Consider the following 22167-nt stretch of genomic DNA (forward strand, 5'->3'; position numbering starts at 1 on the left):
TTCAGGGTAAAATGAAAGTCAGTTAACCAGATAACAGGGATACCGTATGCATTGCCCATTCTGCTCCGCTGTGGATACCAAAGTCATCGATTCTCGTCTTGTGGGCGAAGGGTCTTCCGTACGCCGCCGTCGGCAGTGTCTGGTATGTAACGAGCGTTTCACGACCTTTGAGGTGGCAGAGCTGGTCATGCCGCGCGTGGTAAAAAGTAACGACGTGCGCGAGCCGTTTAACGAAGAGAAGCTGCGCAGCGGAATGCTTAAGGCGCTGGAGAAACGCCCCGTCAGCGCGGATGACGTCGAAATGGCGTTAAACCACATTAAATCTTACCTTCGTGGTCTGGGTGAACGTGAAGTGCCCAGCAAGATGATCGGCAATCTGGTGATGGAGCAGTTGAAAAAGCTCGATAAGGTTGCCTATATCCGCTTCGCCTCTGTCTACCGCAGTTTCGAAGATATCAAAGAGTTTGGCGAAGAGATCGCCCGCTTACAGGATTGAGTCCATGCAGGATGAGATGTACATGGCGCGCGCCATGAAGCTGGCGCAGCGCGGTCGATTTACCACCCATCCTAACCCCAACGTCGGGTGCGTCATTGTTAAAGATGGCGAGATCGTGGGCGAAGGTTTCCACTACCGCACGGGCGAGCCCCATGCTGAGGTGCATGCCCTGAGTATGGCGGGTGAAAAAGCGCGTGGGGCTACGGCCTACGTGACGCTTGAGCCGTGCAGCCATCACGGGCGCACACCGCCATGCTGTGAAGCGCTGATTGCGGCGGGAGTGTCGCGCGTTGTCGCTGCGATGCAGGATCCTAATCCCCAGGTGGCCGGACGTGGTCTGTACCGTCTGCAGCAGGAAGGGATCGATGTTAGCCACGGCCTGATGATGCAGGATGCGGAAGCTATCAATAAAGGCTTCCTGAAGCGTATGCGTACCGGGTTCCCGTATATTCAGCTCAAGCTGGGCGCCTCACTGGATGGCCGCACGGCGATGGCGAACGGCGAAAGTCAGTGGATCACCTCGCCGCAGGCAAGGCGCGATGTGCAACGTCTGCGTGCGCAAAGCCATGCTATCCTCACCAGCAGTGAAACGGTTCTCGCGGACGATCCGGCCATGACCGTGCGCTGGAACGAACTGAATGCCGATACCCAGGCGCTGTACCCACAGGAAAACCTGCGTCAGCCGCTGCGTATTGTCATTGATAGCCAGAACCGCGTCACGCCTGAACACCGCATTGTGCAGCAGCCCGGTGAAACCTGGATTGCCCGCACAAAGGAAGATTCACGCGACTGGCCGGAAAGCGTGCGCAGCATTATGGTGCCGGAGCACAACGGTCATCTGGATTTAGTGGTGCTGATGATGCAACTGGGTAAGCAGCAGGTGAACAGCATCTGGGTGGAAGCCGGCCCGACGCTGGCAGGCGCACTGCTCCAGGCAGGTCTGGTCGATGAACTGATTGTCTACGTTGCGCCTAAACTGCTGGGTAGCGACGCGCGTGGCCTGTTTGTGCTGCCCGGCCTTGAAAAACTGGCCGATGCACCACAACTCAAATTTAGCGAGATTCGTCCGGTGGGTCCGGATGTTTGCCTCCATTTAACGACAGCGTAATTGCTCCTGAAATAGGGAAGCAGTGCGCAAAGTATTATGATAAAATCCGCCCCCCTGCGGGGCCAAATGAACCCGTAAAGGAAGAGTATGAACATTATTGAAGCTGCTGTAGCTACCCCGGACGCTCGCGTCGCCATCACCATTGCGCGTTTCAACAACTTCATCAACGATAGCCTGCTGGAAGGTGCGGTTGACGCCCTGAAACGTATCGGCCAGGTTAAAGATGACAACATTACCGTTGTGTGGGTTCCAGGTGCTTACGAACTGCCACTGGCAGCGGGCGCGCTGGCGAAAACCGGTAAATACGACGCGGTGATTGCGCTGGGTACCGTTATTCGTGGCGGCACTGCGCACTTCGAATACGTTGCGGGCGGTGCAAGCAATGGTCTGGCGCACGTTGCACAGGACGCTGAAATTCCTGTCGCGTTCGGCGTGCTGACCACCGAAAGTATTGAACAAGCCATCGAACGTGCTGGCACTAAAGCCGGTAACAAAGGTGCAGAAGCTGCACTGACCGCGCTTGAAATGATCAATGTATTGAAAGCCATCAAGGCCTGATTTTTTTGTAAGGGGAATTCCGTGAAACCTGCTGCTCGTCGCCGCGCCCGTGAATGTGCCGTTCAGGCACTTTACTCCTGGCAGTTGTCCCAGAACGACATCGCTGATGTTGAATACCAGTTCCTGTCAGAACAGGACGTGAAAGATGTTGACGTTCTGTACTTCCGTGAACTGCTGTCGGGAGTGGCGACTAATAGCGCGTATCTCGATGGTCTGATGAAACCCTACCTCTCCCGTCTGCTCGAAGAGCTGGGTCAGGTAGAAAAAGCAGTGCTGCGCATTGCGCTGTTTGAGCTGTCTAAACGTGATGATGTGCCGTACAAAGTGGCCATCAACGAAGCGATCGAACTGGCGAAAACCTTCGGCGCTGAAGACAGCCACAAGTTTGTAAACGGCGTTCTTGATAAAGCAGCACCTGCGATCCGTCCCCACAAAAAGTGATCCCAAACCGGAGCTCTGCATTGCCTGACGGGCAGTGCGACTCCGGTTTTTTCTTTTATTTGCTGAGGCATAACGTATGGCATGCGGCGAATTCTCCCTGATTGCCCGTTATTTCGACCGTGTCAGAACCTCTCGTCTTGATGTTGAAACCGGCATTGGCGATGACTGTGCACTTCTCAATATTCCCGAAAAACAGACGCTGGCAATCAGCACCGACACCTTAGTGTGCGGGCGCCATTTCTTACCTGATATCGATCCTGCCGACCTGGCGTATAAAGCGCTGGCGGTCAACGTGAGCGATCTGGCTGCGATGGGGGCCGATCCGGCGTGGTTAACGCTGGCCCTGACGCTGCCAGAGGTCGATGAACCCTGGCTTGAAGCCTTTAGTGACGCTCTGTTTGAGCAGCTTAACTACTACGACATGCAATTGATTGGCGGCGATACCACGGCGGGGCCGCTATCGATGACGCTCGCGATCCACGGTTATGTGCCGGCTGGACGCGCGCTGAAACGCTCCGGGGCGAAACCTGGCGACTGGATCTACGTCACCGGTACGCCGGGCGACAGCGCAGCGGGACTGGCGATCCTCCAGGATCGCTTAACAGTGAATGTCACTGACGACGCGGCGTATCTGGTCAAACGCCATCTGCGGCCAACGCCGCGTATTCTTCACAGCCAGGCGCTACGCGAACGGGCAAGCTCGGCTATCGATCTCTCGGACGGGTTAATTTCAGACCTCGGCCATATTCTGAAGGCCAGCGGTGTCGGCGCGCGCGTTGACCTGGATCTGTTCCCGCTATCAGAGCAGCTGCTTCGACACGTCGAGCCTGAGCAGGCGCTGCGCTGGGCGCTCTCCGGTGGAGAAGATTATGAGCTGTGCTTTACCGTGCCTGAGCTCAACCGTGGGACGCTGGACGTGGCGTTAGCGCATCTTGGCGCGAAATTTACCTGTATCGGCCAGATCATGCCAGAGAGTGAAGGGCTGAAGTTTGTGAAAGATGGTGCGCCCGTTACGCTGGACTGGAAAGGGTACGATCACTTCGGGTGATGTTGTGCGATCTGTACTGCCGGGTGGCGGCTTCGCCTTACCCGGCTTACGTATCAGAGGGTTAGGGAGAGGGATTACTTAAACCCTACCACCGGATGCTGCTGATACGGTGTCTCCAGCTCGGCAACTTGCTCCGGCGTCAGCGTGATATCCACCGCATTCAGCAGTTCATCAAGCTGCTCTTCCCGCGAAGTGCCAATAATCGGTGCCGCGACGCCGCGTTTACCCAGGAGCCATGCCAGCGCGACCTGGGCGCGGGTTGCTCCGGTATCGTCGGCGATCCCGGCTAACCGTTCGGCAATTAACGCATCGCTGGCTTCTGTACTGGAATAAAGATTTTTTCCTACTTCATCCGATACCAGGCGGGCCGTGGTTTCCCCCCACGGACGGGTCAGACGACCACGTGCCAGCGGGCTCCACGGGATCACCGCCACGCCTTCCTGATAGCAGAGCGGTAGCATCTCGCGTTCTTCTTCGCGATAGATCAGGTTGTAGTGATCCTGCATGGTGACGAAGCGCGCCCAGCCATGTTGCGCCTGCAGAGCCAGCGCCTGAGCAAACTGCGACGCGTGCATAGACGATGCGCCGATGTAGCGCGCTTTACCGGCTTTCACCACATCGTTGAGCGCTTCAAGCGTCTCTTCAATGGGCGTGTTGTAATCCCAGCGGTGAATTTGCAGCAGGTCGACATAGTCCATGTTCAGGCGTCGAAGGCTGTCATCAATGGAACGCAGGATCTGGGCGCGAGAGAGCCCCTCAGCCAGATCGCCCACCGGGTAATAGACCTTGGTGGCGACGACGATTTCATCACGACGCGCAAAATCGCGCAGGGCACGGCCGACGATCTCTTCACTGCTGCCGTCGGAGTAGCTGTTGGCGGTGTCAAAGAAGTTAATGCCACCTTCAATGGCGCGTTTGATGATAGGGCGGCTGCTCTCTTCCGGCAGCGTCCAGGCGTGATTACCCCGGTCAGGCTCGCCAAAGGTCATACAGCCCAGGCAAAGTCGGGAAACGTTAAGATCCGTTTTTCCTAATGTCGTGTATTGCATGGTTCCACTCCTGCTTTTTTAAACAATACGTTTAAGCATAGCAGGAGCGGAAAAGGGGAAGGATCAGGCAAGCCAGATACGAATTTTGGCTTCAATACCAGCGGCGTCCAGGCCAATTGCCGCGCGGGCTTCATCCTGAGTACCTTGCGGAATGAAGTGATCCGGCAGACCAAGGTTCAGTACCGGAACGGCTTTACGGTTCGCCATCAGCACCTCGTTCACGCCGCTACCCGCGCCGCCCATGATGGCGTTTTCTTCCAGCGTCACCAGCACCTCATGGGTTTCTGCCATTTCCAGGATCAGGGATTCATCGAGCGGTTTCACGAAGCGCATATCCACCAGAGTGGCATTCAGCGCTTCAGCGACCTTAGCGGCCTCTGGCATCAGGGTACCAAAGTTCAGAATTGCCACTTTCTCACCGCGACGTTTCACCAGACCTTTACCTATCGCCAGTTTTTCCAGCGGCTGCAGCTCAACGCCTACCGCGTTACCGCGTGGATAGCGAACCGCGCTTGGACCATCCTGATAGTGATAGCCGGTATACAGCATCTGACGACATTCGTTTTCGTCACTTGGCGTCATGATAACCATGTCCGGGATGCAGCGCAGGAACGAAAGATCGAATGCACCCTGGTGCGTCTGGCCGTCAGCACCCACGATGCCTGCGCGGTCGATAGCAAACAGCACCGGCAGCTTCTGGATGGCAACGTCATGGATCACTTGATCGTAGGCACGTTGCAGGAAGGTGGAGTAGATCGCCACCACCGGTTTGTATCCACCAATCGCCAGACCCGCCGCGAAGGTGACTGCGTGCTGCTCGGCAATCGCCACGTCAAAATACTGGTCAGGGTATTTTTTGGAGAACTCGACCATGCCGGAACCTTCTCGCATGGCCGGGGTGATCGCCATCAGCTTGTTGTCTTTCGTCGCGGTTTCACATAACCAGTCACCGAAGATTTTGGAATAGCTCGGCATACCGCCGCTGCTTTTTGGCAGACAACCGCTGGTCGGATCGAATTTAGGTACCGCGTGGAAAGTGATCGGATCTTTTTCCGCCGGTTCGTAACCACGGCCTTTTTTCGTCATGATATGCAGGAACTGCGGGCCTTTCAGGTCGCGCATGTTCTTGAGCGTGGTGACCAGCCCCAGCACGTCGTGCCCATCAACCGGGCCAATATAGTTAAAGCCCAGCTCTTCAAAGAGTGTGCCCGGCACGACCATGCCTTTGATGTGTTCTTCGGTGCGCTTGAGCAGCTCTTTGATTGGCGGTACGCCAGAGAAGACTTTCTTGCCGCCTTCGCGCAGCGTGGAGTAAAGCTTGCCGGAGAGCAGCTGTGCCAGATGGTTGTTCAGCGCGCCGACGTTCTCGGAAATCGACATTTCGTTATCGTTCAGGATAACCAGCATGTCCGGCTTGATATCGCCCGCGTGGTTCATGGCCTCAAAGGCCATCCCGGCGGTGATGGCGCCGTCGCCGATCACGCAGACGGTGCGGCGCTGCTTGTTCTCTTTTTCGGCGGCCACGGCAATACCGATACCCGCAGAGATGGAGGTGGAGGAGTGGCCGACGCTTAAAACATCGTACTCACTCTCACCGCGCCACGGGAACGGATGCAGGCCGCCTTTCTGGCGGATCGTGCCAATTTGATCGCGACGACCCGTCAGAATTTTATGTGGATAGGCCTGATGGCCCACGTCCCAGATGAGCTGATCGAACGGGGTGTTGTAGACGTAGTGCAGCGCAACGGTCAGCTCGACCGTGCCAAGCCCGGAGGCGAAATGTCCGCTGGAGCGGCTTACGCTGTCGAGCAGATAGCGACGCAGCTCGTCGCACAGCTTCGGCAGGTTCTCTTTCGGCAACAGACGCAACTCCTGGGTGGAGTCAACTAACGCCAGTGTCGGGTATTTGGCAATATCAAAACTCATCAAAGGCTCATCGAGATAGTGTGTTTATTTATCACGCTGGATTATATAGTCCGCTAGCGCTTCCAGTGCCGAGGTATCGAGAGACTGCGCGGCCAGTTCATTCAGCGACTGGCGGGCTTCCTCTATCAGATCCCGGGCTTTACGCTGGGCTTGCTCAAGACCCAGCAGGGCGGGGTAGGTACTTTTGCCAAGCTGCTGATCCGCACCCTGACGTTTACCCAATGTTGCAGTATCGCCCACCACATCCAGAATGTCATCCTGAACCTGGAACGCCAGACCGATACTTTCTGCGTATCTGTCCAGAATCGGCAGGGCTTTGCGCCCCTGTTCACCCGCGCTCAGTGCGCCCAGGCGAACGGCGGCACGAATGAGTGCGCCCGTTTTATGCCGGTGAATACGCTCCAGCTGTTCCAGATTAACCTGACGTCCTTCTGCCTCCAGATCCAGCGCTTGCCCGCCGCACATGCCGGCAACGCCGCTGGCCATCGCCAGCTCGGAAACCATTGCCAGACGGTCGCGATCGCTGACTTCTGCCATCGGCGCATCGCTCAGAATAGAGAATGCCAGCGTTTGCAGAGCATCCCCCGCCAGGATGGCATTCGCTTCGCCAAACTTAATATGGCAGGTTGGCTGACCGCGACGCAGATCGTCATCATCCATCGCCGGTAAATCATCGTGGATCAGCGAGTAGGCATGGATGCACTCAACGGCGGCAGCCGGGGCGTCCAGCGTAGTATCGCTGATACCAAACATATTGCCTGTGGCGTAGACGAGGAACGGGCGCAGGCGCTTTCCACCCAAGAGTGCGCCATAGTGCATGGCCTCAACCAGTGGAGTGTTCTGAAAAGGTTGTGGCGCAATAAAACGGCGCAGGGCGTCGTTGGCGCGTATGACTCGCGCCTGAAGCTCGTTAGAAAAATCCATTTACTCGGCGTCCGGTGTGAAAGGCGTTGTCTTAGCGTCTTCGCTATCGGAAAGCAGGATCTGCACACGCTGCTCGGCCTGCTGCAGTTTAACCTGCCCCTGGCGCGCCAGCTGCACGCCACGCTCGAATTCATTGAGCGCCTCTTCCAGCGGTAAATCACCGCTCTCAAGGCGGGTGACGATCTGCTCCAGTTCACTCAGCGCAGTTTCAAAACTGGCCGGTGCGTCGTTCTTCTTCGGCATAGTGAATTGACTCTTATATTCTCAGCCCCGACATGGTAACGGACTCGGGGCAATTATCAAATAACGCGCAATGTGCACAGGAACGGCGCGATGGTGGTATACTTGCGCGCCTGGATGCAGCCACGGGTGTGGGCTGTAATATTATTTTCCATTACAAGCCTTAATACGCTTGCCTAAGAAACATTGCCGCCATGAAGTTTATCATTAAATTGTTCCCTGAAATCACCATCAAAAGCCAATCTGTGCGTTTGCGCTTTATTAAAATTCTCACCGGGAACATTCGTAACGTTTTAAAACACTACGACGAAACCCTCGCCGTGGTGCGCCACTGGGATCACGTTGAAGTTCGCGCGAAAGATGAAAACAAACGTCAGGACATTCGCGACGCGCTGACCCGTATTCCGGGTATTCACCATATTCTGGAAGTGGAAGATGTTCCGTTCACTTCCCTGCATGACATCTTCGAAAAAGCGCTGGTGCAGTATCGCGACCAGATCGAAGGCAAAACCTTCTGCGTGCGCGTGAAGCGTCGCGGCAAGCACGAATTCAGCTCTATCGAGGTGGAACGTTACGTTGGCGGCGGTCTGAACCAGCATGTTGAAACGGCGCGCGTGCGTCTGACCAACCCGGATGTCACCGTGAACTTGGAGATCGAAAACGATCGCCTGCTGCTGGTGAAAGGGCGTTACGAAGGTATCGGCGGCTTCCCAATCGGTACCCAGGAAGATGTGCTGTCCCTGATTTCCGGTGGTTTCGACTCTGGCGTCTCCAGCTACATGCTGATGCGTCGCGGCTGCCGTGTGCATTACTGCTTCTTTAATCTGGGCGGCGCGGCGCATGAAATCGGCGTGCGTCAGGTGGCACACTATCTGTGGAATCGCTTTGGCAGCTCGCACCGCGTGCGCTTTGTGGCGATCAACTTCGAGCCAGTGGTTGGCGAAATCCTGGAGAAAGTGGATGACGGCCAGATGGGCGTGGTCCTCAAGCGTATGATGGTCCGTGCGGCCTCTAAAGTAGCGGAACGCTACGGTGTGCAGGCGCTGGTCACCGGTGAAGCGCTGGGTCAGGTTTCCAGCCAGACGCTGACCAACCTGCGTCTCATCGACAATGTCTCTGACACCCTGATCCTGCGTCCGCTGATCTCTCATGACAAAGAGCACATCATCGATCTGGCGCGCGAAATCGGCACTGAAGATTTTGCCCGTACCATGCCAGAGTACTGCGGCGTGATTTCGAAGAGCCCGACGGTCAAAGCGGTAAAAGCGAAGATCGAAGCGGAAGAAGAGCACTTCGATTTCAGCATTCTGGATAAAGTGGTGGAAGAAGCCTCCAACATCGACATCCGTGAGATTGCCCAGCAGACCGAGCAGGAAGTGGTTGAAGTTGAAACCGTGAGCGGTTTCGGTGCCAACGACGCGATTCTGGATATCCGCTCCGTTGATGAGCAGGACGACAAGCCGCTACAGGTGGAAGGGGTGGAAGTGGTTTCTCTGCCGTTCTATAAGCTGAGCACCAAATTTGGCGACCTCGACCAGAGCAAAACATACCTGCTGTGGTGTGAGCGTGGGGTGATGAGTCGCCTGCAGGCGCTGTACCTGCGTGAGCAGGGCTTTGCGAATGTGAAGGTGTATCGTCCGTAGTTTTTTGCGGGTGTGTGTGTGTGGCTTGATGCCCTCACCCCGACCCTCTCCCACGGGGAGAGGGCGCAAACATTAAAAACGGCAACCTGAGGTTGCCGTTTTGCTTTTACCTACCGCCACCCGGCTTTTCTTTGCACTACTCTTGATAGTAGTTATAAATCCCCGCCGCCATCACCAGCGTTGAGGCGACTTCGTAGGCTTTCTCTCGCCCGACCAGCAGGTCAACAATCTTTAAGCCAAAGTCTATCGCGGTACCTGGCCCCTGGCTGGTGAGCAGGTTGACGCGCGGATCCCAGACGACGCGTTTATCCACCCACTGCTCTTCCGGGATGGTCTCTTTCAGCCCCGGGAAACCGGTCATGTTACCGATGGGAAAGATATTATGCGGAACCAGCACGGTACCGGCGGCGGCACAAATGGCAGCAACGATACGTCCCGACAGATGAAACTGTCTGACGGTTTCGACTAACAGAGTGCTGTCGCGAAAATACTCCGCCCCTTTCAGGCCGCCGGGCAGCACGATGATGTCATAGTCCCCGTCGGCCACCTGTACTAGCGGCGCATCTGCGAGGAGTTTTACTCCTCGGGAACAGGTAATAGCCAGGTTGCCATCGCTGGCGACGCTGGCGGTGGTGACCTGAATGCCGCCACGCACCATGATATCGATGGTGGTGACCGCTTCTGTCTCTTCGCTACCAGGGGCGAGGCAAACCAGTGCCGACGCGCTCATATTCACTCTCCTTACGTTTTACCAGGTCATACAGGCGGGCGTTTTCCGGCACAGTGATACCGTGTGCGCGGGCGCGTTTTAGCAGATAGCCAGTGATGTAGTCGATTTCCGTGTGGCGTAGCGCCCGAACATCCTGCAACATGGATGAGATATTTTCTGCCGTACTATCAATAACCTGCTCGACATAATAGCGTAAATCATCCGCCGATGTGTGTAAGCCTTCACGCTCGATCACCGAGGCGACTTCAGAACAGAGGGTGGCAACCTCCTGCGGATGGTGCTTCAGTTCCCCGTTCGGGCAGTCCCACAGCGCCGTCAGCGGATTAATCACACAGTTAACGGCCAGCTTACGCCACAGCTGAGGGCGAATGTTGTTGTGCCAGGCCACGTCCGGAAGCACCGTTTGCAGGGTGTCTGCCAGATAACTGTAGTCACCGTCCTGGTCCCGGGCAGGTCCAATATGCGTGACGCCGCTGGCCACGTGCACAATGATATTGCCGTCGCGGCGCGCGGCGTGCGTGGTGGTGGCCATCAGCAGCGGCTGCACAATGCTTTTCAGTTCATCAATCGTCCCCATGCCGTTATGCAGCAATAAAACGGGCGACGTGGGGGGAAGCTGGGCGGCCAGCGCTTTTACCGCATCTGAAACTTGCCACGCTTTGAGCGTCACCAGCAGCAGGTCGCTATGCGCCAGGAAATCAGGATCGTTCGCGGTGAGGGATTCGTTAAAGATACTTCCGTCTTCACCAATCAGGTTTACACTGCAATAGGGCTGAGGTACGCGCAGCCAGCCCTGAACTTCGTGTCCGTGCTTGCATAGGGCGGTCAGCCAGAGTTGACCAAGGGCTCCGCATCCGAGCACTGTAATTTTCATTGTTCCTCCTCACCTGCAACTGCGCCAGGTGTTACGGCCTAAGTATAGCGCCGTCAGCTAAGCTTCTGTTGAGTTATGCCTCGTAGCGGGTATTATGCAACGCAACAAAAATGAAGGGAGAAGAAAAGATGCCATCTTTCGATATTGTTTCCGAAGTTGATATCCAGGAAGTTCGCAACGGCGTAGAAAACGCAACCCGCGAAGTTGAGTCACGTTTCGATTTTCGTGGCGTTGAAGCCTCGTTTGAGCTGAACGATGCCAATAAGACCATTAAGGTGCTGAGCGAATCTGATTTCCAGGTCAACCAGCTGCTCGATATTCTGCGTGCCAAGCTGTTAAAACGCGGCATTGAAGGGACCTCGCTGGATGTACCGGAAGAGTTCGTGCACAGCGGTAAAACCTGGTTTGTTGAAGCCAAACTGAAGCAGGGCATTGAGAGCGCGGTTCAGAAGAAAATCGTTAAGCTCATCAAAGACAGCAAGCTGAAGGTTCAGGCGCAGATCCAGGGTGAAGAAATTCGTGTTACCGGAAAATCCCGTGATGATCTGCAGTCCGTCATGGCGCTGGTGCGCGGCGGCGATCTGGGACAACCGTTCCAGTTTAAAAACTTCCGCGATTAAAACGAAAAAGCCCGGTTTAACCTAATGCCGATCGTTTAAGGATCGGTTGACCGATCCGGTGGCTGGTGTAAAAAGGGTTCATGTTCATCATGGACCCTTTTTTAAATGGAACTTTCACAAGCCCTCGGCATTATCAACGTTACCTCCCCTGAGCACGCCCGTAGCCTCTCGGACCTCATTCCCACTGAATTCATTCAGAAAGCGTTAACGTTGACTGATACTGTCACACTCCGCAAACGCAAACTTCCTCTTGAATCCATGATTTGGCTGGTCGTTGGCATGTCCATTTTCTGCAATCGCCCTATGACCGAGATCGTGAATCTGATGGATATCACTGACAGGACCGGTGAGCCTTTCACCGCCCGCAGCTCAGTTATTCAGCGCCGAAAAACGCTCGGGGAAGATGCTGTGCGGGAACTGTTCGACATTACACAGCGGTACTGGAACCAGCAGGCGGCCCATCCGAAATGGCACGGACTGAATCTGTTTGCTGTGGACGGTGTTGTCTGGCGTACGGCAGACACGCCGGAAAACAGCGCGGCCTTCAGCAGACCCGCAGGGCGAAATGGTACCGGTGGCTATCCGCAGGTCAGGATGGTTTGTCTGATGGAGCTGAGCAGCCATCTGATCAACGCCAGCGCCTTTGACAGCGAGAACGTCAGCGAAATGCGACTGGCAGCGCAGCTGGCAGAAAGAACGCCGGATGAGAGTATCACTTTATTCGATAAAGGATTTTACTCTCCGGGACTGCTTCATCACTGGCAGATGTCCGGAGAAAACCGGCACTGGCTGCTGCCACTGAAAAAAAACACACAATATGAAGTTGTGCGTAAGCTGGGACGTGGCGACGAGCTTGTTGAACTGAAAACCAGCCCACAGGCCCGGAAACAGTGGCCAGCACTCCCGGGGCGGTTCACCGCAAGACTGCTGACCCGAACGGTTGACGGAAAAGAAAAACAGGTTCTGACATCCCTGACAGACCAGAATCGCTACCCTGGCAATGATATCAGCGAGTTATATCGTCACAGGTGGGAAATTGAACTGGGTTACCGGGAAGCGAAGCAGGGAATGATGGACAGCCGCTGGACGTTACGCAGTAAGTTGCCAGAACTGGTGCGACAGGAGTTATGGGGGGTACTGCTGACTTACAACCTGGTGAGATACCAGATGGTAAGGATGGCGTTTGAACTGAAGGGCGATTATCTGCCTTACCAGTTGAGCTTTAGCGGCACAATAAGTGAAATAACCAGGCTTCTGATAACGCTGCCATGGGCCTCACCGGGTAAGATGCCGGGTGAGTTAAGAACGCTGTATGAGAAAGCAAAGTGGCTAGTATTACCGGGAAGAAGAGAGCGAAGTTACCCCCGGGAAGTGAGAATAAAAGCCCAGAAATATCCGGCAAGAAAAAATGCTGATCACCTTAAGTGACCAGCATTACGGTTTAACCGGGCTTTTTTTCAGGCTTTCAGCGCCTGTTCAACTTCAAAGCGGTTTGTCACCTTACTGTCTATTTTGACATACGCGCTGCGCTCTTCTGCCGCGAGAAGCACTTCACTCACGCCCTCTGTCGATGCAAGACGCTGTTTCAGCGCATCGTTGATCTCAACGCCGTCAGGAATTTCTACCCGCAGGCTACTGACGTAGCGCGGCTCTTTCATGGTACCGGCAACCAGCAGCCAGACCGTCGCCAGCAGTGCGCCTGCGAGGAAGACGGTTTGGGAATCAAACAGGCCGTCGACCCAGCCGCCGAGGGCACCGCCAATGGCCACGCCGATGAACTGGCTGGTGGAGTAAATCCCCATCGCCGTGCCTTTATAACCGGCAGGGGATTCTTTGCTGATCAGCGACGGCAGCAGGGCTTCCATCAGGTTAAACGCCAGGAAGAAGAGCTGCACACCGGCAACCAGTTCCCAGAAGTGGGGGCCAGCGCCCCAGAGCACGATCTCGGCAATCAGCAATACCGCCACACAGCCAATGAAAACGCGCTTCATTTTGCGCTTCACTTCGGCATAGATAATAAACGGTACCACCGAGACGAACGAAATCACCATCGTCACCAGATAGATTTTCCAGTGTTCTGCCGCCGGGAAACCTGCGGCAGCCAGTTGACCGGGCAGGGCGACAAAGGTCGACATCAGCAGAATGTGCAGACACATAATGCCGAAGTTAAGCTTCAACAGGCGCGGCTCAACCAGTACCTTGCTAAAGCAGCCTTTGACCATCCCGGATTCACGGTTGAGGACGTGGTTTTTGCTGTCCGGTACCACCCACAGCGTTAAGGCAATACCGATGGTCGCCAGCACGGCAATCATCCAGAACAGAGCGTGCAGGCCAAGCGTGTGGGTAATAATGGGGCCGAGCACCATCGCAATCGCAAACGTGACGCCAAAGCTCACGCCGATAAATGCCATCGCTTTGGTACGGTTCTGTTCACGGGTTAAATCCGACAGCAGCGCCATCACGGCGGCGGCAATCGCGCCGGAGCCCTGCAGGGCGCGGCCAAGAATAATTCCCCAGATGGAGTGGGAGAGGGCGGCGATGATGCTACCGAGCACAAAAACCAGCAAACCACCGACAATGAGCGGCTTGCGGCCGACGCGGTCAGAGAGCAGACCAAACGGGATCTGGAATACCGCCTGAGCCAGACCATAAATACCAATCGCCAGGCCAATCAGCGCTTCGCTGGCGCCCTGCAATGCCATGCCGTATGTGGTCAGAACAGGCAGGACCATAAACATGCCAAGCATCCGTAGCGAGAAAACAGTCCCTAAACCCCAGGTCGCACGCAGCTCGCCCGGTGTCATTTTATAATCGTTCATTGCCACCTCAATTCAAAAGCAGGCCATAGTGTAGTGCGGGGAAGGGGCGGGGTAAATAAAGGGTTATTTAACAAATATTACATGCGTTATTGATAGATTCAGTGAATAAAAAAGGGTGCCGAAGCACCCCTTTATTCACCTGTTGTGGCTTACCAGACGTAAGTCAGCAGGTTATGCGAATCCGGCACCATAAAGTCCACGGACATCATCACGGACAGCGAGGTGATGGCAACAATCGAGAACACAAACAGTTTGCGAGCCCAGACTTTGTCATCTTCCACTTTGTAACCGCGCAGGGCCATACCGAGCCACCAGACGCTTACGGCTGCGGCCACCGCCAGATATTTATACCCGGCGTAACCTCCCAGCGAGAGCATCAGCGTTGCCACGGCAAAGGCGATGATGTACAGCGTGATGTGGTTCTTGGCAACGGAAATACCTTTCACGACCGGCAGAACCGGAATGTTCGCTGCCTGATAATCCTTAAAGCGGAAAATCGCGATGGCATAGGAGTGCGGCATCTGCCACAGGCTAAAGATAGCCAGCAGGATCAGCGCACCGCTGTCGAACTCGTTCGTGACGGCGCAGTAGCCAATCACCGGCGGCGCAGCGCCGGAGAGAGAACCAATCAGCGTGCCGTAGACGGAGTGACGCTTCATATACAGGCTGTAGACGCCTACATACACCACGAACCCCATCACCCCCAGCCAGCAGGCCAGCGGGTTAGCACCAAACCACAGCAGCATAAAGCCAGCAATACCCAGCAAGGTGGCGTACACCAGCGAGACGGAAGGGGCGATCAGGCCTTTCACCAGCACCCGATTTTTGGTCCTTTCCATCTTCTTGTCGATATCCATGTCGATGTAGTTGTTAAATACACAACCGGACGCAACAACCAGTGACACACCGACCAGCGTGTAGATAAAGAGGGTGTAATCAATGCTGCCTTTGGAGGCCAGCAGGAACCCTCCGATCACGGAGATCAGGTTGCCAAAGATGATGCCTGGTTTCGTTACTTGCAGGTATTGCTTAAACATACTCGCCGCTCTTAGTGAACCATCATGTTGTAGTTAAGGTTCCACATAATCCAGATGGAACCGACTACCAGGATAGCGATGATAATCACGGTAAAGATGAAAGCCGTCATGTTCCAGCCTTCATCGGACTTGGTGTTCATGTGCAGGAAGCAAACCAGATGCACCAGAATCTGAATCACCGCGGTCACCAGGATTGCACCCAGAATAACCGGCTTAGACGCAGAACCGCTCATCACCATCCAGAACGGGATCACCGTCAGGATGATCGACAGGATAAAACCTGTCATGTAGGTTTTTACGCTACCGTGGGAAGCGCCATGATCGTTTGAATGACTCATTACATCGCCCCCATCAGATAGACAACAGAGAACACACAGATCCACACCACGTCCAGGAAGTGCCAGAACAGGCTCAGGCACATGATACGGGTACGGTTAGTGCTGGTCAGGCCGCGACGGGAGATCTGGAACATCAGAACCGCCATCCAGATCAGACCGGAGGTCACGTGCAGACCGTGGGTACCGACCAGCGCGAAGAACGCAGACAGGAAGCCACTGCGATCCGGCCCGAAGCCTTCCATAATCAGGTGATGGAATTCATAGATTTCCATCCCGATGAATCCAGCACCAAACAACCAGGTCAACGCCAGCCAGGAGACAACCTGGCTCTTGTTGTTTTTGTACATGGCGATAGCCGCCATGCCGTAGGTAATGGAGCTGAATAACAGCAGTGCGGTTTCAACCAGAACGAACGGCAGTTCAAAAATGTCCTTGCCGGTCGGGCCGCCCGCTGTGCCGTTCACCAGAACGGCATAGGTTGCGAACAGACAGCAGAACAGAATGCAGTCGCTCATCAGGTAGATCCAGAACCCGAAGACTTTCGTCGGTCCTGTATCGTGGTGCGCATGTTCATGCGCGTGGGCAGTCGAGTGCGCCAGAGTATCAGTTGCCATTTTTCAGCCCCGCTTTAGAAATCTCGTCGAAATGCTGATTTTCCAGCTTTTCAACTTCACGGACTGGTACGTAGTAGTCCACGTCCTCGTCAAAGCTCTTCACAATCCAGCTGATTACGATGCCAGCGAAGCCAACAATCGCCATCCACCAGATGTGCCAGATCATTGCGAAACCAAATACCGTTGCGAAAGCGGCAATCACGATGCCCGCTGCGCTGTTTTTCGGCATATGGATCTCTTCGTAATGGTCAGGTTGCTTGTACGCTTCACCTTTTTCTTTCATTTCCCAGAATGCATCACGTTCGTGAATGTGCGGCACTACGGCAAAGTTATAGAACGGAGGTGGAGAAGAGGTCGCCCACTCCAGCGTACGGCCACCCCATGGGTCACCGGTCAGGTCGCGGTTCAGGTTACGGTCACGGATGGACACGTAGTACTGAATCAGCTGGCACAGAATACCGCAGGCAATCAGCGCGGCACCGCCCGCTGCAACCATCAGCATTGGGTGGAACTGCGGATCGATCTGCTGGCTCAGACGACGGGTCATACCCATGAAGCCCAGCACGTACAACGGCATAAATGCCACGAAGAAGCCAATGATCCAGAACCAGAACGCGCGTTTACCCCATTTCTCGTTCAGCGTGAAGCCGAACGCTTTTGGCCACCAGTAGGTTACGCCAGCGAAGCAGCCGAAGACCACGCCACCGATGATAACGTTATGGAAGTGCGCAATCAGGAACAGACTGTTGTGCAGAACGAAGTCAGCACCCGGTACCGCCAGCAGTACGCCGGTCATCCCACCTACGGAGAAGGTGACGATGAAGCCGATGGTCCACAGCATCGCTGAGTGGAACACGATACGGCCCTGGTACATGGTGAACAGCCAGTTGAAGATCTTCACCCCGGTAGGGATGGCGATAATCATGGTGGTAATACCGAAGAAGGCGTTTACGTTCGCGCCCGCACCCATAGTAAAGAAGTGGTGCAGCCAAACGATGAACGACAGAACGGTAATACAGACGGTTGCCCACACCAGAGAGGTGTAACCAAACAGACGTTTACGCGAGAAGGTTGCTGCGATTTCGGAGAACACACCGAAGACAGGCAGAACCAGAATGTACACTTCCGGGTGACCCCAGGCCCAAATCAGGTTGATGTACATCATCATGTTGCCACCCATGTCATTCGTGAAGAAATGGGTGCCCAGGTAGCGGTCCAGGGTCAGCAGCGCGATGGTGACGGTCAGAATTGGGAAGGATGCGATAATCAGTACGTTGGCGCACAGAGATGCCCAGGTAAATACCGGCATCTTGAACATGGTCATACCAGGTGCACGCATCTTCAGGATGGTCACGAAGAAGTTGATACCGGTCAGGGTGGTACCGACACCGGAGAGCTGAAGCGCCCAAATCCAGTAGTCAACGCCAACGCCCGGACTGTACTCAATTCCTGACAGCGGTGGGTAAGCCAGCCAGCCGGTCTGAGCGAATTCACCCACGCCCAGTGACAGGTTAACCAGGATAACGCCGACAACCGTAAACCAGAAGCTCAGGTTGTTCAGGAACGGGAACGCAACGTCGCGCGCGCCAATTTGCAGCGGAACGACAACGTTCATCAGACCGATAACCAGCGGCATCGCCACGAAGAAGATCATGATAACGCCGTGAGCGGTAAAGATCTGGTCGTAGTGGTGCGGTGGCAGGAAGCCGGCTTCACCCGCAGACGCGAGTGCCTGCTGGCTACGCATCATGATCGCATCCGCAAAGCCACGAATTAACATGACGATACCGACGATGCAGTACATGATACCGAGTTTTTTGTGGTCAACCGAAGTCAGCCACTCGTTCCACAGGTAGCTCCACTTACCGAAGTAAGTGATCAAGGCCAGTAAGGCCGCGCCACCGATGATAATGGCAGCCACCGTAACCATGATAATCGGTTCATGGTAGGGCACTGCATCCAGTGTCAATTTTCCGAACATTTTCTTCCTCGGCCCCTTAGTGAGCGGTTTCCGCGTGGCTCATGTCCATGCCTTCCATACCTTCGTGCGCGCTATGCTCGCCTTCAGGCTGGGTCATGTCCATGCTCTTGCCGTGATCCATAAATTTGCCAATAACGTCTTTGAACAAATCAGGTTTCACGTTAGAGAAGTACTCCACCTTGTTGTATTCGCTAGGTGCAGCCACTTTTTCGAACGCCGCCATGTCAGACATGGTGTTTGGAGACTGCTTCGCTTTTGCAACCCACTGGTCGAAAGCGGCACGGTCCGGCGTCGCAATAGCTTTGAACTTCATACCTGAGAAGCCCGGGCCGCTATAGCTGGCGGAGATACCATCATAGGTGCCTGCTTCATTCGCGATCAGGTGCAGGTTGGTCTGCATACCAGCCATCGCGTAAATCTGGCTACCCAGACGTGGGATGAAGAAGGAGTTCATTACGGAGTTGGAGGTCACTTTGAACTGAACCGGAGTGTTCGCCGGGAAGGCGATTTCATTCACGGTAGCAATGCCCTGCTCTGGATAGATGAAGAACCATTTCCAGTCCATGGAGACCACTTCGATGGTAATTGGTTTTTCATCGTGAACCAGCGGTTTGCTTGGCTCAAGTGCGTGAGTGGTTTTCCAGGTCAGCACAGCGAGGAACAGGATGATCAGAATAGGAACCGTCCAGACCACAGCTTCCACTTTATTGGAGTGTGACCAGTTAGGGCTATACTTCGCATCTTTATTGCTCGCACGATACTTCCAGGCGAAACCAACAGCCATCAAAATGGCTGGAATAACCACAATCAACATCAGGCCAAATGCCGTCAGTATCAATGAACGTTGTTCCAGTCCAATCTGTCCTTTGGGGTCAAGTAGTGCAGAATCGCAGCCACTGAGTAATACAGTGCCTGCGAATAATGACAACCATCCCAAACTTTTATTGTATTTCCTGAGTCTCATTTAACGACCTCAATTCCACGGGAGTCTGGTGGCGTTTAAAGTGTGGGGGCATTTTACGGGAAGGTTACATTACTGTAAACATCATTAGACCTGTGTCAGGAAGGTGTTACCGGGTTCTGCCGCACATGTCACAAGTGTTGCAAATTATGTCGGTTTTTATGACCGAAGCCGCATGGCATGGGCTTTATAACGAAAGGACCCCCAAGCATACCCTAAAAGGGGCAATTGGTATAACCATTGTTAAAAATAAACAAAAAATTAACAATTAATTATCAATAAAAAGACAATTAAAAAACGAAAATTCAATCTTTCCCAAGCTGAATCGTTTAATGAAAAATAGCCTGAAAGAAATGGCTCCAATAATTTCCGAATCCTATCCCGCACAAAACAACAAATATTTTTTTTAGCGTTTGTCGGTTATTTCACCGTTATAATTTCGGCCGGTGATTACAACGGGAAATAACCTTTCGCTTTTATCTTCAGGTTGTCTGCGTTTTACGCAGAGCCAGAAAATCGAGCAGCCCACCGAGCAGGATCCCGACGACCGCCAGCAGGGCGCCGACATCAAGGAGAAGGGCTTCAAGAGGAAGCACCAGGGGGGTAGTGGCATTGATGATAAGCACCACGAGCCATAACCCCAGCGCCAGACATCCCACCATTAACAGGCGTAGCGCAAAACGGTAGGCGCGCTGATATTCCGTTCGCGGCATAAAGTGTTCTGTTCGCTGGGTATATTCCAGCGTCTGGCGGCAGACCAGCAACAATAAAATGCCTGGCACGGCTGCAACTACGGAGAAGAGATAAAACGTTGGCCAACCGTGCGCTTCAACAAACCAACCGGCAATCGGCCCCACATATACGCGGCCCACGGCAGAAAGCGCCGAGAGCAGGGCGAACTGCGTTGCAGAAAACGACTTGTTGCAGAGCGTCATCAGCAGGGCGACAAACGCCGCGGTACCCATTCCGCCACACAGGTTCTCAAAGAACACTGCTGCCGCCATGCTAATCATATGTTTATCGGTAATCGACAGCAGCCAGTAACCCGCGTTAGACGCCCCCTGCAGAATGCCGAAGATCAGCAACGCCCGGAACAAGGTCAGGCGCTGCATCAACACGCCGCCGTAAAGTGCGCCGACGATAGTGGCAAAGAGCCCGAGGGTTTTGTTAACCACTCCCACTTCACCGGCATCAAACCCGACGCCGCGGATCAGGAACGTGGTGGTCAGGCTCATCGCGAAGGCATCACCCAGCTTATAAAGAACGATGAGCAGCAGGATCAGCCAGGCATTGTTGCGGCCAAAGAAATCACGCAGCGGTTCGGCAACGGCCTGCTCCAGAGAACGGGGGACCGGGATCACGTCGCTCGGTTCAGGGGCGAGGAGGGTGGCAATAATGCACGGGATCAGCAGGGCGGCCATCAGCCAGTACATGCCCTGCCAGCCCAGATAACGGTCAGCCAGCCACAGCGCCAGCCCACCAGATACCAACATGCCGAGGCGATAGCCCAGCACGCTGATGGCTGCACCGGCTCCACGCTCTTCTGCGGGTAACACGTCCGTTTTCCAGGCATCAAACACGATATCCTGTGACGCGGAACAGAAGGCGATCACCACCGCAAGCGCCGCCATCCAGCGAAGCTGTGTCGACGGCTCAAGGAATCCCATGGCGGCGATGGCCAGCAACAGCAGGACCTGCGTCATCACCAGCCAGCCACGACGACGGCCCAGGAACGGCGGGGTGTAGCGATCCATCACCGGCGACCACAGGAACTTAAAGACATACGCCTGGCCGACGAGCGAGAAGAAGCCAATGGTTTTGAGATCGATATTCTCAACCGTCATCCAGGCCTGCAATGTGCCGGAAGTGAGCGCGAGGGGTAAACCGGAGGCAAAGCCAAGGATCAGCAGAATGGCTGATTTGGGTTGCTGGAAAATGCGTAAGTAATGACTGGCCATGTTCTTAAAAACTGACCCGGTAAAACACCGGGTCAGTCGGCAGGATTAACGCGCGTTTTGCTTGATAAAGTCGTGAATGCTGGTGTCCTGCGCCATATCGGCGATGGTATCGGTCAGCACGCTGTTTACGGCGTTCGCAATGTTTTGGTTAGAGGCCTGGAAAGCACCTTCTACGGAGTAGCTGGCACGATAGTTTTTGGTCATCTTGTTGCCGTTCTTCGCGGTAGCGATGATGGCGATGTCCGCTTTGGTGGAGATGTTGTAGCGCACGTTACCCTGGGAAACGTCAGCGTACAGGTTGTTAACGATGATCTGCAGATCAACCGCACCGCTTGGGCCAATCATGTAACCACGAGAGGTCATCTGTTTCTCCAGCACTTCCTGCAGCAGGAAACGCAGGTCACGGGAAGCGGTCAACGTCACCAACTGGTTGTCGCGGGTCACTTTCGCCAGGGCTTGATCCTGACGCTGATCGGCACCGTTAATGCTCACGGTCACGCCCATCAGGCTTGGATCTTGCTGAGGCAGCGTGATTTTTGGTGAGACATCAATGGTTGTTGGCGGGGTAGCGCAGCCTGCCAGCATAAAGAGGGCTACCAACGGAAAGAAGAGTTTTTTTAACATTTTCGGGTTCTCAACGAATCGTAAGCATATAGAGAGAAAAATTGCCGCCATCATAACATCGCTAACGGCCAGGGGAAGTGGTCAACGCATGTAAATTCATCGCCTTGTCTGAAAACTGACCAGTTCGCCCTTTTTCTCAACCTGTGTGTGACAAAACGTATGAGCCTCACAGTGAACT

At 54.6% G+C, this 22167-nt stretch carries 22 protein-coding genes; 8 read left to right on the forward strand and 14 right to left on the reverse strand.

Going from position 1 to position 22167, the window contains the following annotated elements:
• Positions 1-46: 46 nt before the first annotated feature.
• The 5 genes from nrdR (at position 47) to thiL (ending at position 3651) form a co-directional block, all read left to right on the forward strand.
• Positions 47-496: a transcriptional regulator NrdR gene (gene nrdR, locus ACQG2G_RS04760; RefSeq protein ID WP_008503337.1), complete on the forward strand. Its 450-nt coding sequence runs from the start codon at positions 47-49 to the stop codon at positions 494-496.
• A gap of 4 nt (positions 497-500) precedes the next feature.
• Positions 501-1604, forward strand: coding sequence for a bifunctional diaminohydroxyphosphoribosylaminopyrimidine deaminase/5-amino-6-(5-phosphoribosylamino)uracil reductase RibD (gene ribD, locus ACQG2G_RS04765; RefSeq protein WP_061771803.1), 1104 nt, complete (start codon positions 501-503; stop codon positions 1602-1604).
• Between the two features lie 87 nt (positions 1605-1691).
• On the forward strand, positions 1692-2162 hold the full coding sequence (gene ribH, locus ACQG2G_RS04770) for a 6,7-dimethyl-8-ribityllumazine synthase (protein ID WP_003859098.1): 471 nt from the start codon (positions 1692-1694) through the stop codon (positions 2160-2162).
• A 21-nt stretch (positions 2163-2183) separates the two neighbouring features.
• Entirely contained in the window at positions 2184-2603 is a 420-nt protein-coding gene (nusB, locus tag ACQG2G_RS04775) for a transcription antitermination factor NusB (RefSeq protein WP_006809908.1), read from the forward strand.
• A gap of 76 nt (positions 2604-2679) precedes the next feature.
• On the forward strand, positions 2680-3651 hold the full coding sequence (gene thiL, locus ACQG2G_RS04780) for a thiamine-phosphate kinase (RefSeq protein ID WP_348596100.1): 972 nt from the start codon (positions 2680-2682) through the stop codon (positions 3649-3651).
• 74 nt (positions 3652-3725) lie between these two features.
• On the opposite strand, the gene ACQG2G_RS04785 is transcribed toward thiL, so the two are convergent.
• The 4 genes from ACQG2G_RS04785 to xseB all read right to left on the reverse strand — a co-directional run bounded on the left by ACQG2G_RS04785 (position 3726) and on the right by xseB (position 7793).
• On the reverse strand, positions 3726-4700 hold the full coding sequence (locus ACQG2G_RS04785; RefSeq protein WP_038985384.1) for an aldo/keto reductase: 975 nt from the start codon (positions 4698-4700) through the stop codon (positions 3726-3728).
• A gap of 63 nt (positions 4701-4763) precedes the next feature.
• A complete protein-coding gene (dxs, locus tag ACQG2G_RS04790) occupies positions 4764-6626 on the reverse strand; it encodes a 1-deoxy-D-xylulose-5-phosphate synthase (RefSeq protein WP_248079153.1) in 1863 nt (620 codons plus the stop codon).
• A gap of 24 nt (positions 6627-6650) precedes the next feature.
• Entirely contained in the window at positions 6651-7550 is a 900-nt protein-coding gene (gene ispA / locus ACQG2G_RS04795; protein ID WP_061772174.1) for a (2E,6E)-farnesyl diphosphate synthase, read from the reverse strand.
• Complete coding sequence (gene xseB, locus ACQG2G_RS04800) at positions 7551-7793, reverse strand: exodeoxyribonuclease VII small subunit (protein WP_008503331.1); 243 nt, start codon at positions 7791-7793, stop codon at positions 7551-7553.
• Between the two features lie 191 nt (positions 7794-7984).
• Here xseB and thiI point away from each other — a divergent pair, with 191 nt between their 5' ends.
• The gene (thiI, locus tag ACQG2G_RS04805) at positions 7985-9433 is read left to right on the forward strand and encodes a tRNA uracil 4-sulfurtransferase ThiI (protein WP_013095844.1); all 1449 of its coding nucleotides are present in this window, start codon (positions 7985-7987) and stop codon (positions 9431-9433) included.
• A gap of 136 nt (positions 9434-9569) precedes the next feature.
• Here the strand turns inward: thiI and yajL are convergent, their stop codons facing one another.
• Both yajL and panE read right to left on the reverse strand, forming a co-directional pair.
• Positions 9570-10163 (reverse strand): protein deglycase YajL, encoded by a 594-nt coding sequence (yajL, locus tag ACQG2G_RS04810; protein WP_061772175.1) that lies wholly within the window; start codon positions 10161-10163, stop codon positions 9570-9572.
• Complete coding sequence (gene panE / locus ACQG2G_RS04815; RefSeq protein WP_061772176.1) at positions 10126-11037, reverse strand: 2-dehydropantoate 2-reductase; 912 nt, start codon at positions 11035-11037, stop codon at positions 10126-10128. The genes yajL and panE overlap by 38 nt, the downstream gene beginning before the upstream one ends.
• A 128-nt stretch (positions 11038-11165) precedes the next feature.
• Here panE and ACQG2G_RS04820 point away from each other — a divergent pair, with 128 nt between their 5' ends.
• Positions 11166-11657, forward strand: coding sequence for a YajQ family cyclic di-GMP-binding protein (locus ACQG2G_RS04820; RefSeq protein WP_008503327.1), 492 nt, complete (start codon positions 11166-11168; stop codon positions 11655-11657).
• 105 nt (positions 11658-11762) lie between these two features.
• Positions 11763-13085 (forward strand): IS4 family transposase, encoded by a 1323-nt coding sequence (locus tag ACQG2G_RS04825; protein WP_020686790.1) that lies wholly within the window; start codon positions 11763-11765, stop codon positions 13083-13085.
• A 29-nt stretch (positions 13086-13114) separates the two neighbouring features.
• On the opposite strand, the gene ACQG2G_RS04830 is transcribed toward ACQG2G_RS04825, so the two are convergent.
• From ACQG2G_RS04830 to ACQG2G_RS04865, 8 genes are all read right to left on the reverse strand, one after another.
• A complete protein-coding gene (locus tag ACQG2G_RS04830; protein ID WP_097534047.1) occupies positions 13115-14476 on the reverse strand; it encodes an MFS transporter in 1362 nt (453 codons plus the stop codon).
• A gap of 149 nt (positions 14477-14625) precedes the next feature.
• Entirely contained in the window at positions 14626-15513 is an 888-nt protein-coding gene (cyoE, locus tag ACQG2G_RS04835; RefSeq protein WP_013095848.1) for a heme o synthase, read from the reverse strand.
• 11 nt (positions 15514-15524) lie between these two features.
• A complete protein-coding gene (locus ACQG2G_RS04840; RefSeq protein WP_006176899.1) occupies positions 15525-15851 on the reverse strand; it encodes a cytochrome o ubiquinol oxidase subunit IV in 327 nt (108 codons plus the stop codon).
• On the reverse strand, positions 15851-16465 hold the full coding sequence (locus ACQG2G_RS04845; protein ID WP_003859057.1) for a cytochrome o ubiquinol oxidase subunit III: 615 nt from the start codon (positions 16463-16465) through the stop codon (positions 15851-15853). Before ACQG2G_RS04845 ends, ACQG2G_RS04840 begins: the two co-directional genes overlap by 1 nt.
• On the reverse strand, positions 16455-18446 hold the full coding sequence (gene cyoB / locus ACQG2G_RS04850) for a cytochrome o ubiquinol oxidase subunit I (protein ID WP_013095850.1): 1992 nt from the start codon (positions 18444-18446) through the stop codon (positions 16455-16457). The genes ACQG2G_RS04845 and cyoB overlap by 11 nt, the downstream gene beginning before the upstream one ends.
• A gap of 16 nt (positions 18447-18462) precedes the next feature.
• Complete coding sequence (cyoA, locus tag ACQG2G_RS04855) at positions 18463-19410, reverse strand: cytochrome o ubiquinol oxidase subunit II (protein ID WP_013095851.1); 948 nt, start codon at positions 19408-19410, stop codon at positions 18463-18465.
• 479 nt (positions 19411-19889) lie between these two features.
• Positions 19890-21365 (reverse strand): muropeptide MFS transporter AmpG, encoded by a 1476-nt coding sequence (gene ampG, locus ACQG2G_RS04860; RefSeq protein WP_058661729.1) that lies wholly within the window; start codon positions 21363-21365, stop codon positions 19890-19892.
• 45 nt (positions 21366-21410) lie between these two features.
• On the reverse strand, positions 21411-21989 hold the full coding sequence (locus ACQG2G_RS04865) for a lipoprotein (RefSeq protein WP_013095854.1): 579 nt from the start codon (positions 21987-21989) through the stop codon (positions 21411-21413).
• Positions 21990-22167 lie beyond the last annotated feature (178 nt).

The organism is Enterobacter cloacae complex sp. 382A5, from assembly GCF_050031095.1.
Classification (GTDB): Bacteria; Pseudomonadota; Gammaproteobacteria; order Enterobacterales; family Enterobacteriaceae; genus Enterobacter; species Enterobacter cloacae.

Bases quoted from the DNA above. Each gene is read 5' to 3' on its own strand.
- ACQG2G_RS04785 (WP_038985384.1), bottom strand. From the start codon at position 4,700: ATGCAATACACGACATTAGGAAAAACGGATCTTAACGTTTCCCGACTT.
- ACQG2G_RS04865 (WP_013095854.1), bottom strand. From the start codon at position 21,989: ATGTTAAAAAAACTCTTCTTTCCGTTGGTAGCCCTCTTTATGCTGGCA.
- cyoB (WP_013095850.1), bottom strand. From the start codon at position 18,446: ATGTTCGGAAAATTGACACTGGATGCAGTGCCCTACCATGAACCGATT.
- thiI (WP_013095844.1), top strand. From the start codon at position 7,985: ATGAAGTTTATCATTAAATTGTTCCCTGAAATCACCATCAAAAGCCAA.
- ribH (WP_003859098.1), top strand. From the start codon at position 1,692: ATGAACATTATTGAAGCTGCTGTAGCTACCCCGGACGCTCGCGTCGCC.
- ribD (WP_061771803.1), top strand. From the start codon at position 501: ATGCAGGATGAGATGTACATGGCGCGCGCCATGAAGCTGGCGCAGCGC.
- panE (WP_061772176.1), bottom strand. From the start codon at position 11,037: ATGAAAATTACAGTGCTCGGATGCGGAGCCCTTGGTCAACTCTGGCTG.
- ACQG2G_RS04830 (WP_097534047.1), bottom strand. From the start codon at position 14,476: ATGAACGATTATAAAATGACACCGGGCGAGCTGCGTGCGACCTGGGGT.
- ACQG2G_RS04825 (WP_020686790.1), top strand. From the start codon at position 11,763: ATGGAACTTTCACAAGCCCTCGGCATTATCAACGTTACCTCCCCTGAG.
- ispA (WP_061772174.1), bottom strand. From the start codon at position 7,550: ATGGATTTTTCTAACGAGCTTCAGGCGCGAGTCATACGCGCCAACGAC.
- yajL (WP_061772175.1), bottom strand. From the start codon at position 10,163: ATGAGCGCGTCGGCACTGGTTTGCCTCGCCCCTGGTAGCGAAGAGACA.
- ACQG2G_RS04845 (WP_003859057.1), bottom strand. From the start codon at position 16,465: ATGGCAACTGATACTCTGGCGCACTCGACTGCCCACGCGCATGAACAT.
- dxs (WP_248079153.1), bottom strand. From the start codon at position 6,626: ATGAGTTTTGATATTGCCAAATACCCGACACTGGCGTTAGTTGACTCC.
- cyoE (WP_013095848.1), bottom strand. From the start codon at position 15,513: ATGTTTAAGCAATACCTGCAAGTAACGAAACCAGGCATCATCTTTGGC.
- cyoA (WP_013095851.1), bottom strand. From the start codon at position 19,410: ATGAGACTCAGGAAATACAATAAAAGTTTGGGATGGTTGTCATTATTC.
- ACQG2G_RS04820 (WP_008503327.1), top strand. From the start codon at position 11,166: ATGCCATCTTTCGATATTGTTTCCGAAGTTGATATCCAGGAAGTTCGC.
- ampG (WP_058661729.1), bottom strand. From the start codon at position 21,365: ATGGCCAGTCATTACTTACGCATTTTCCAGCAACCCAAATCAGCCATT.
- ACQG2G_RS04840 (WP_006176899.1), bottom strand. From the start codon at position 15,851: ATGAGTCATTCAAACGATCATGGCGCTTCCCACGGTAGCGTAAAAACC.
- nrdR (WP_008503337.1), top strand. From the start codon at position 47: ATGCATTGCCCATTCTGCTCCGCTGTGGATACCAAAGTCATCGATTCT.
- xseB (WP_008503331.1), bottom strand. From the start codon at position 7,793: ATGCCGAAGAAGAACGACGCACCGGCCAGTTTTGAAACTGCGCTGAGT.
- thiL (WP_348596100.1), top strand. From the start codon at position 2,680: ATGGCATGCGGCGAATTCTCCCTGATTGCCCGTTATTTCGACCGTGTC.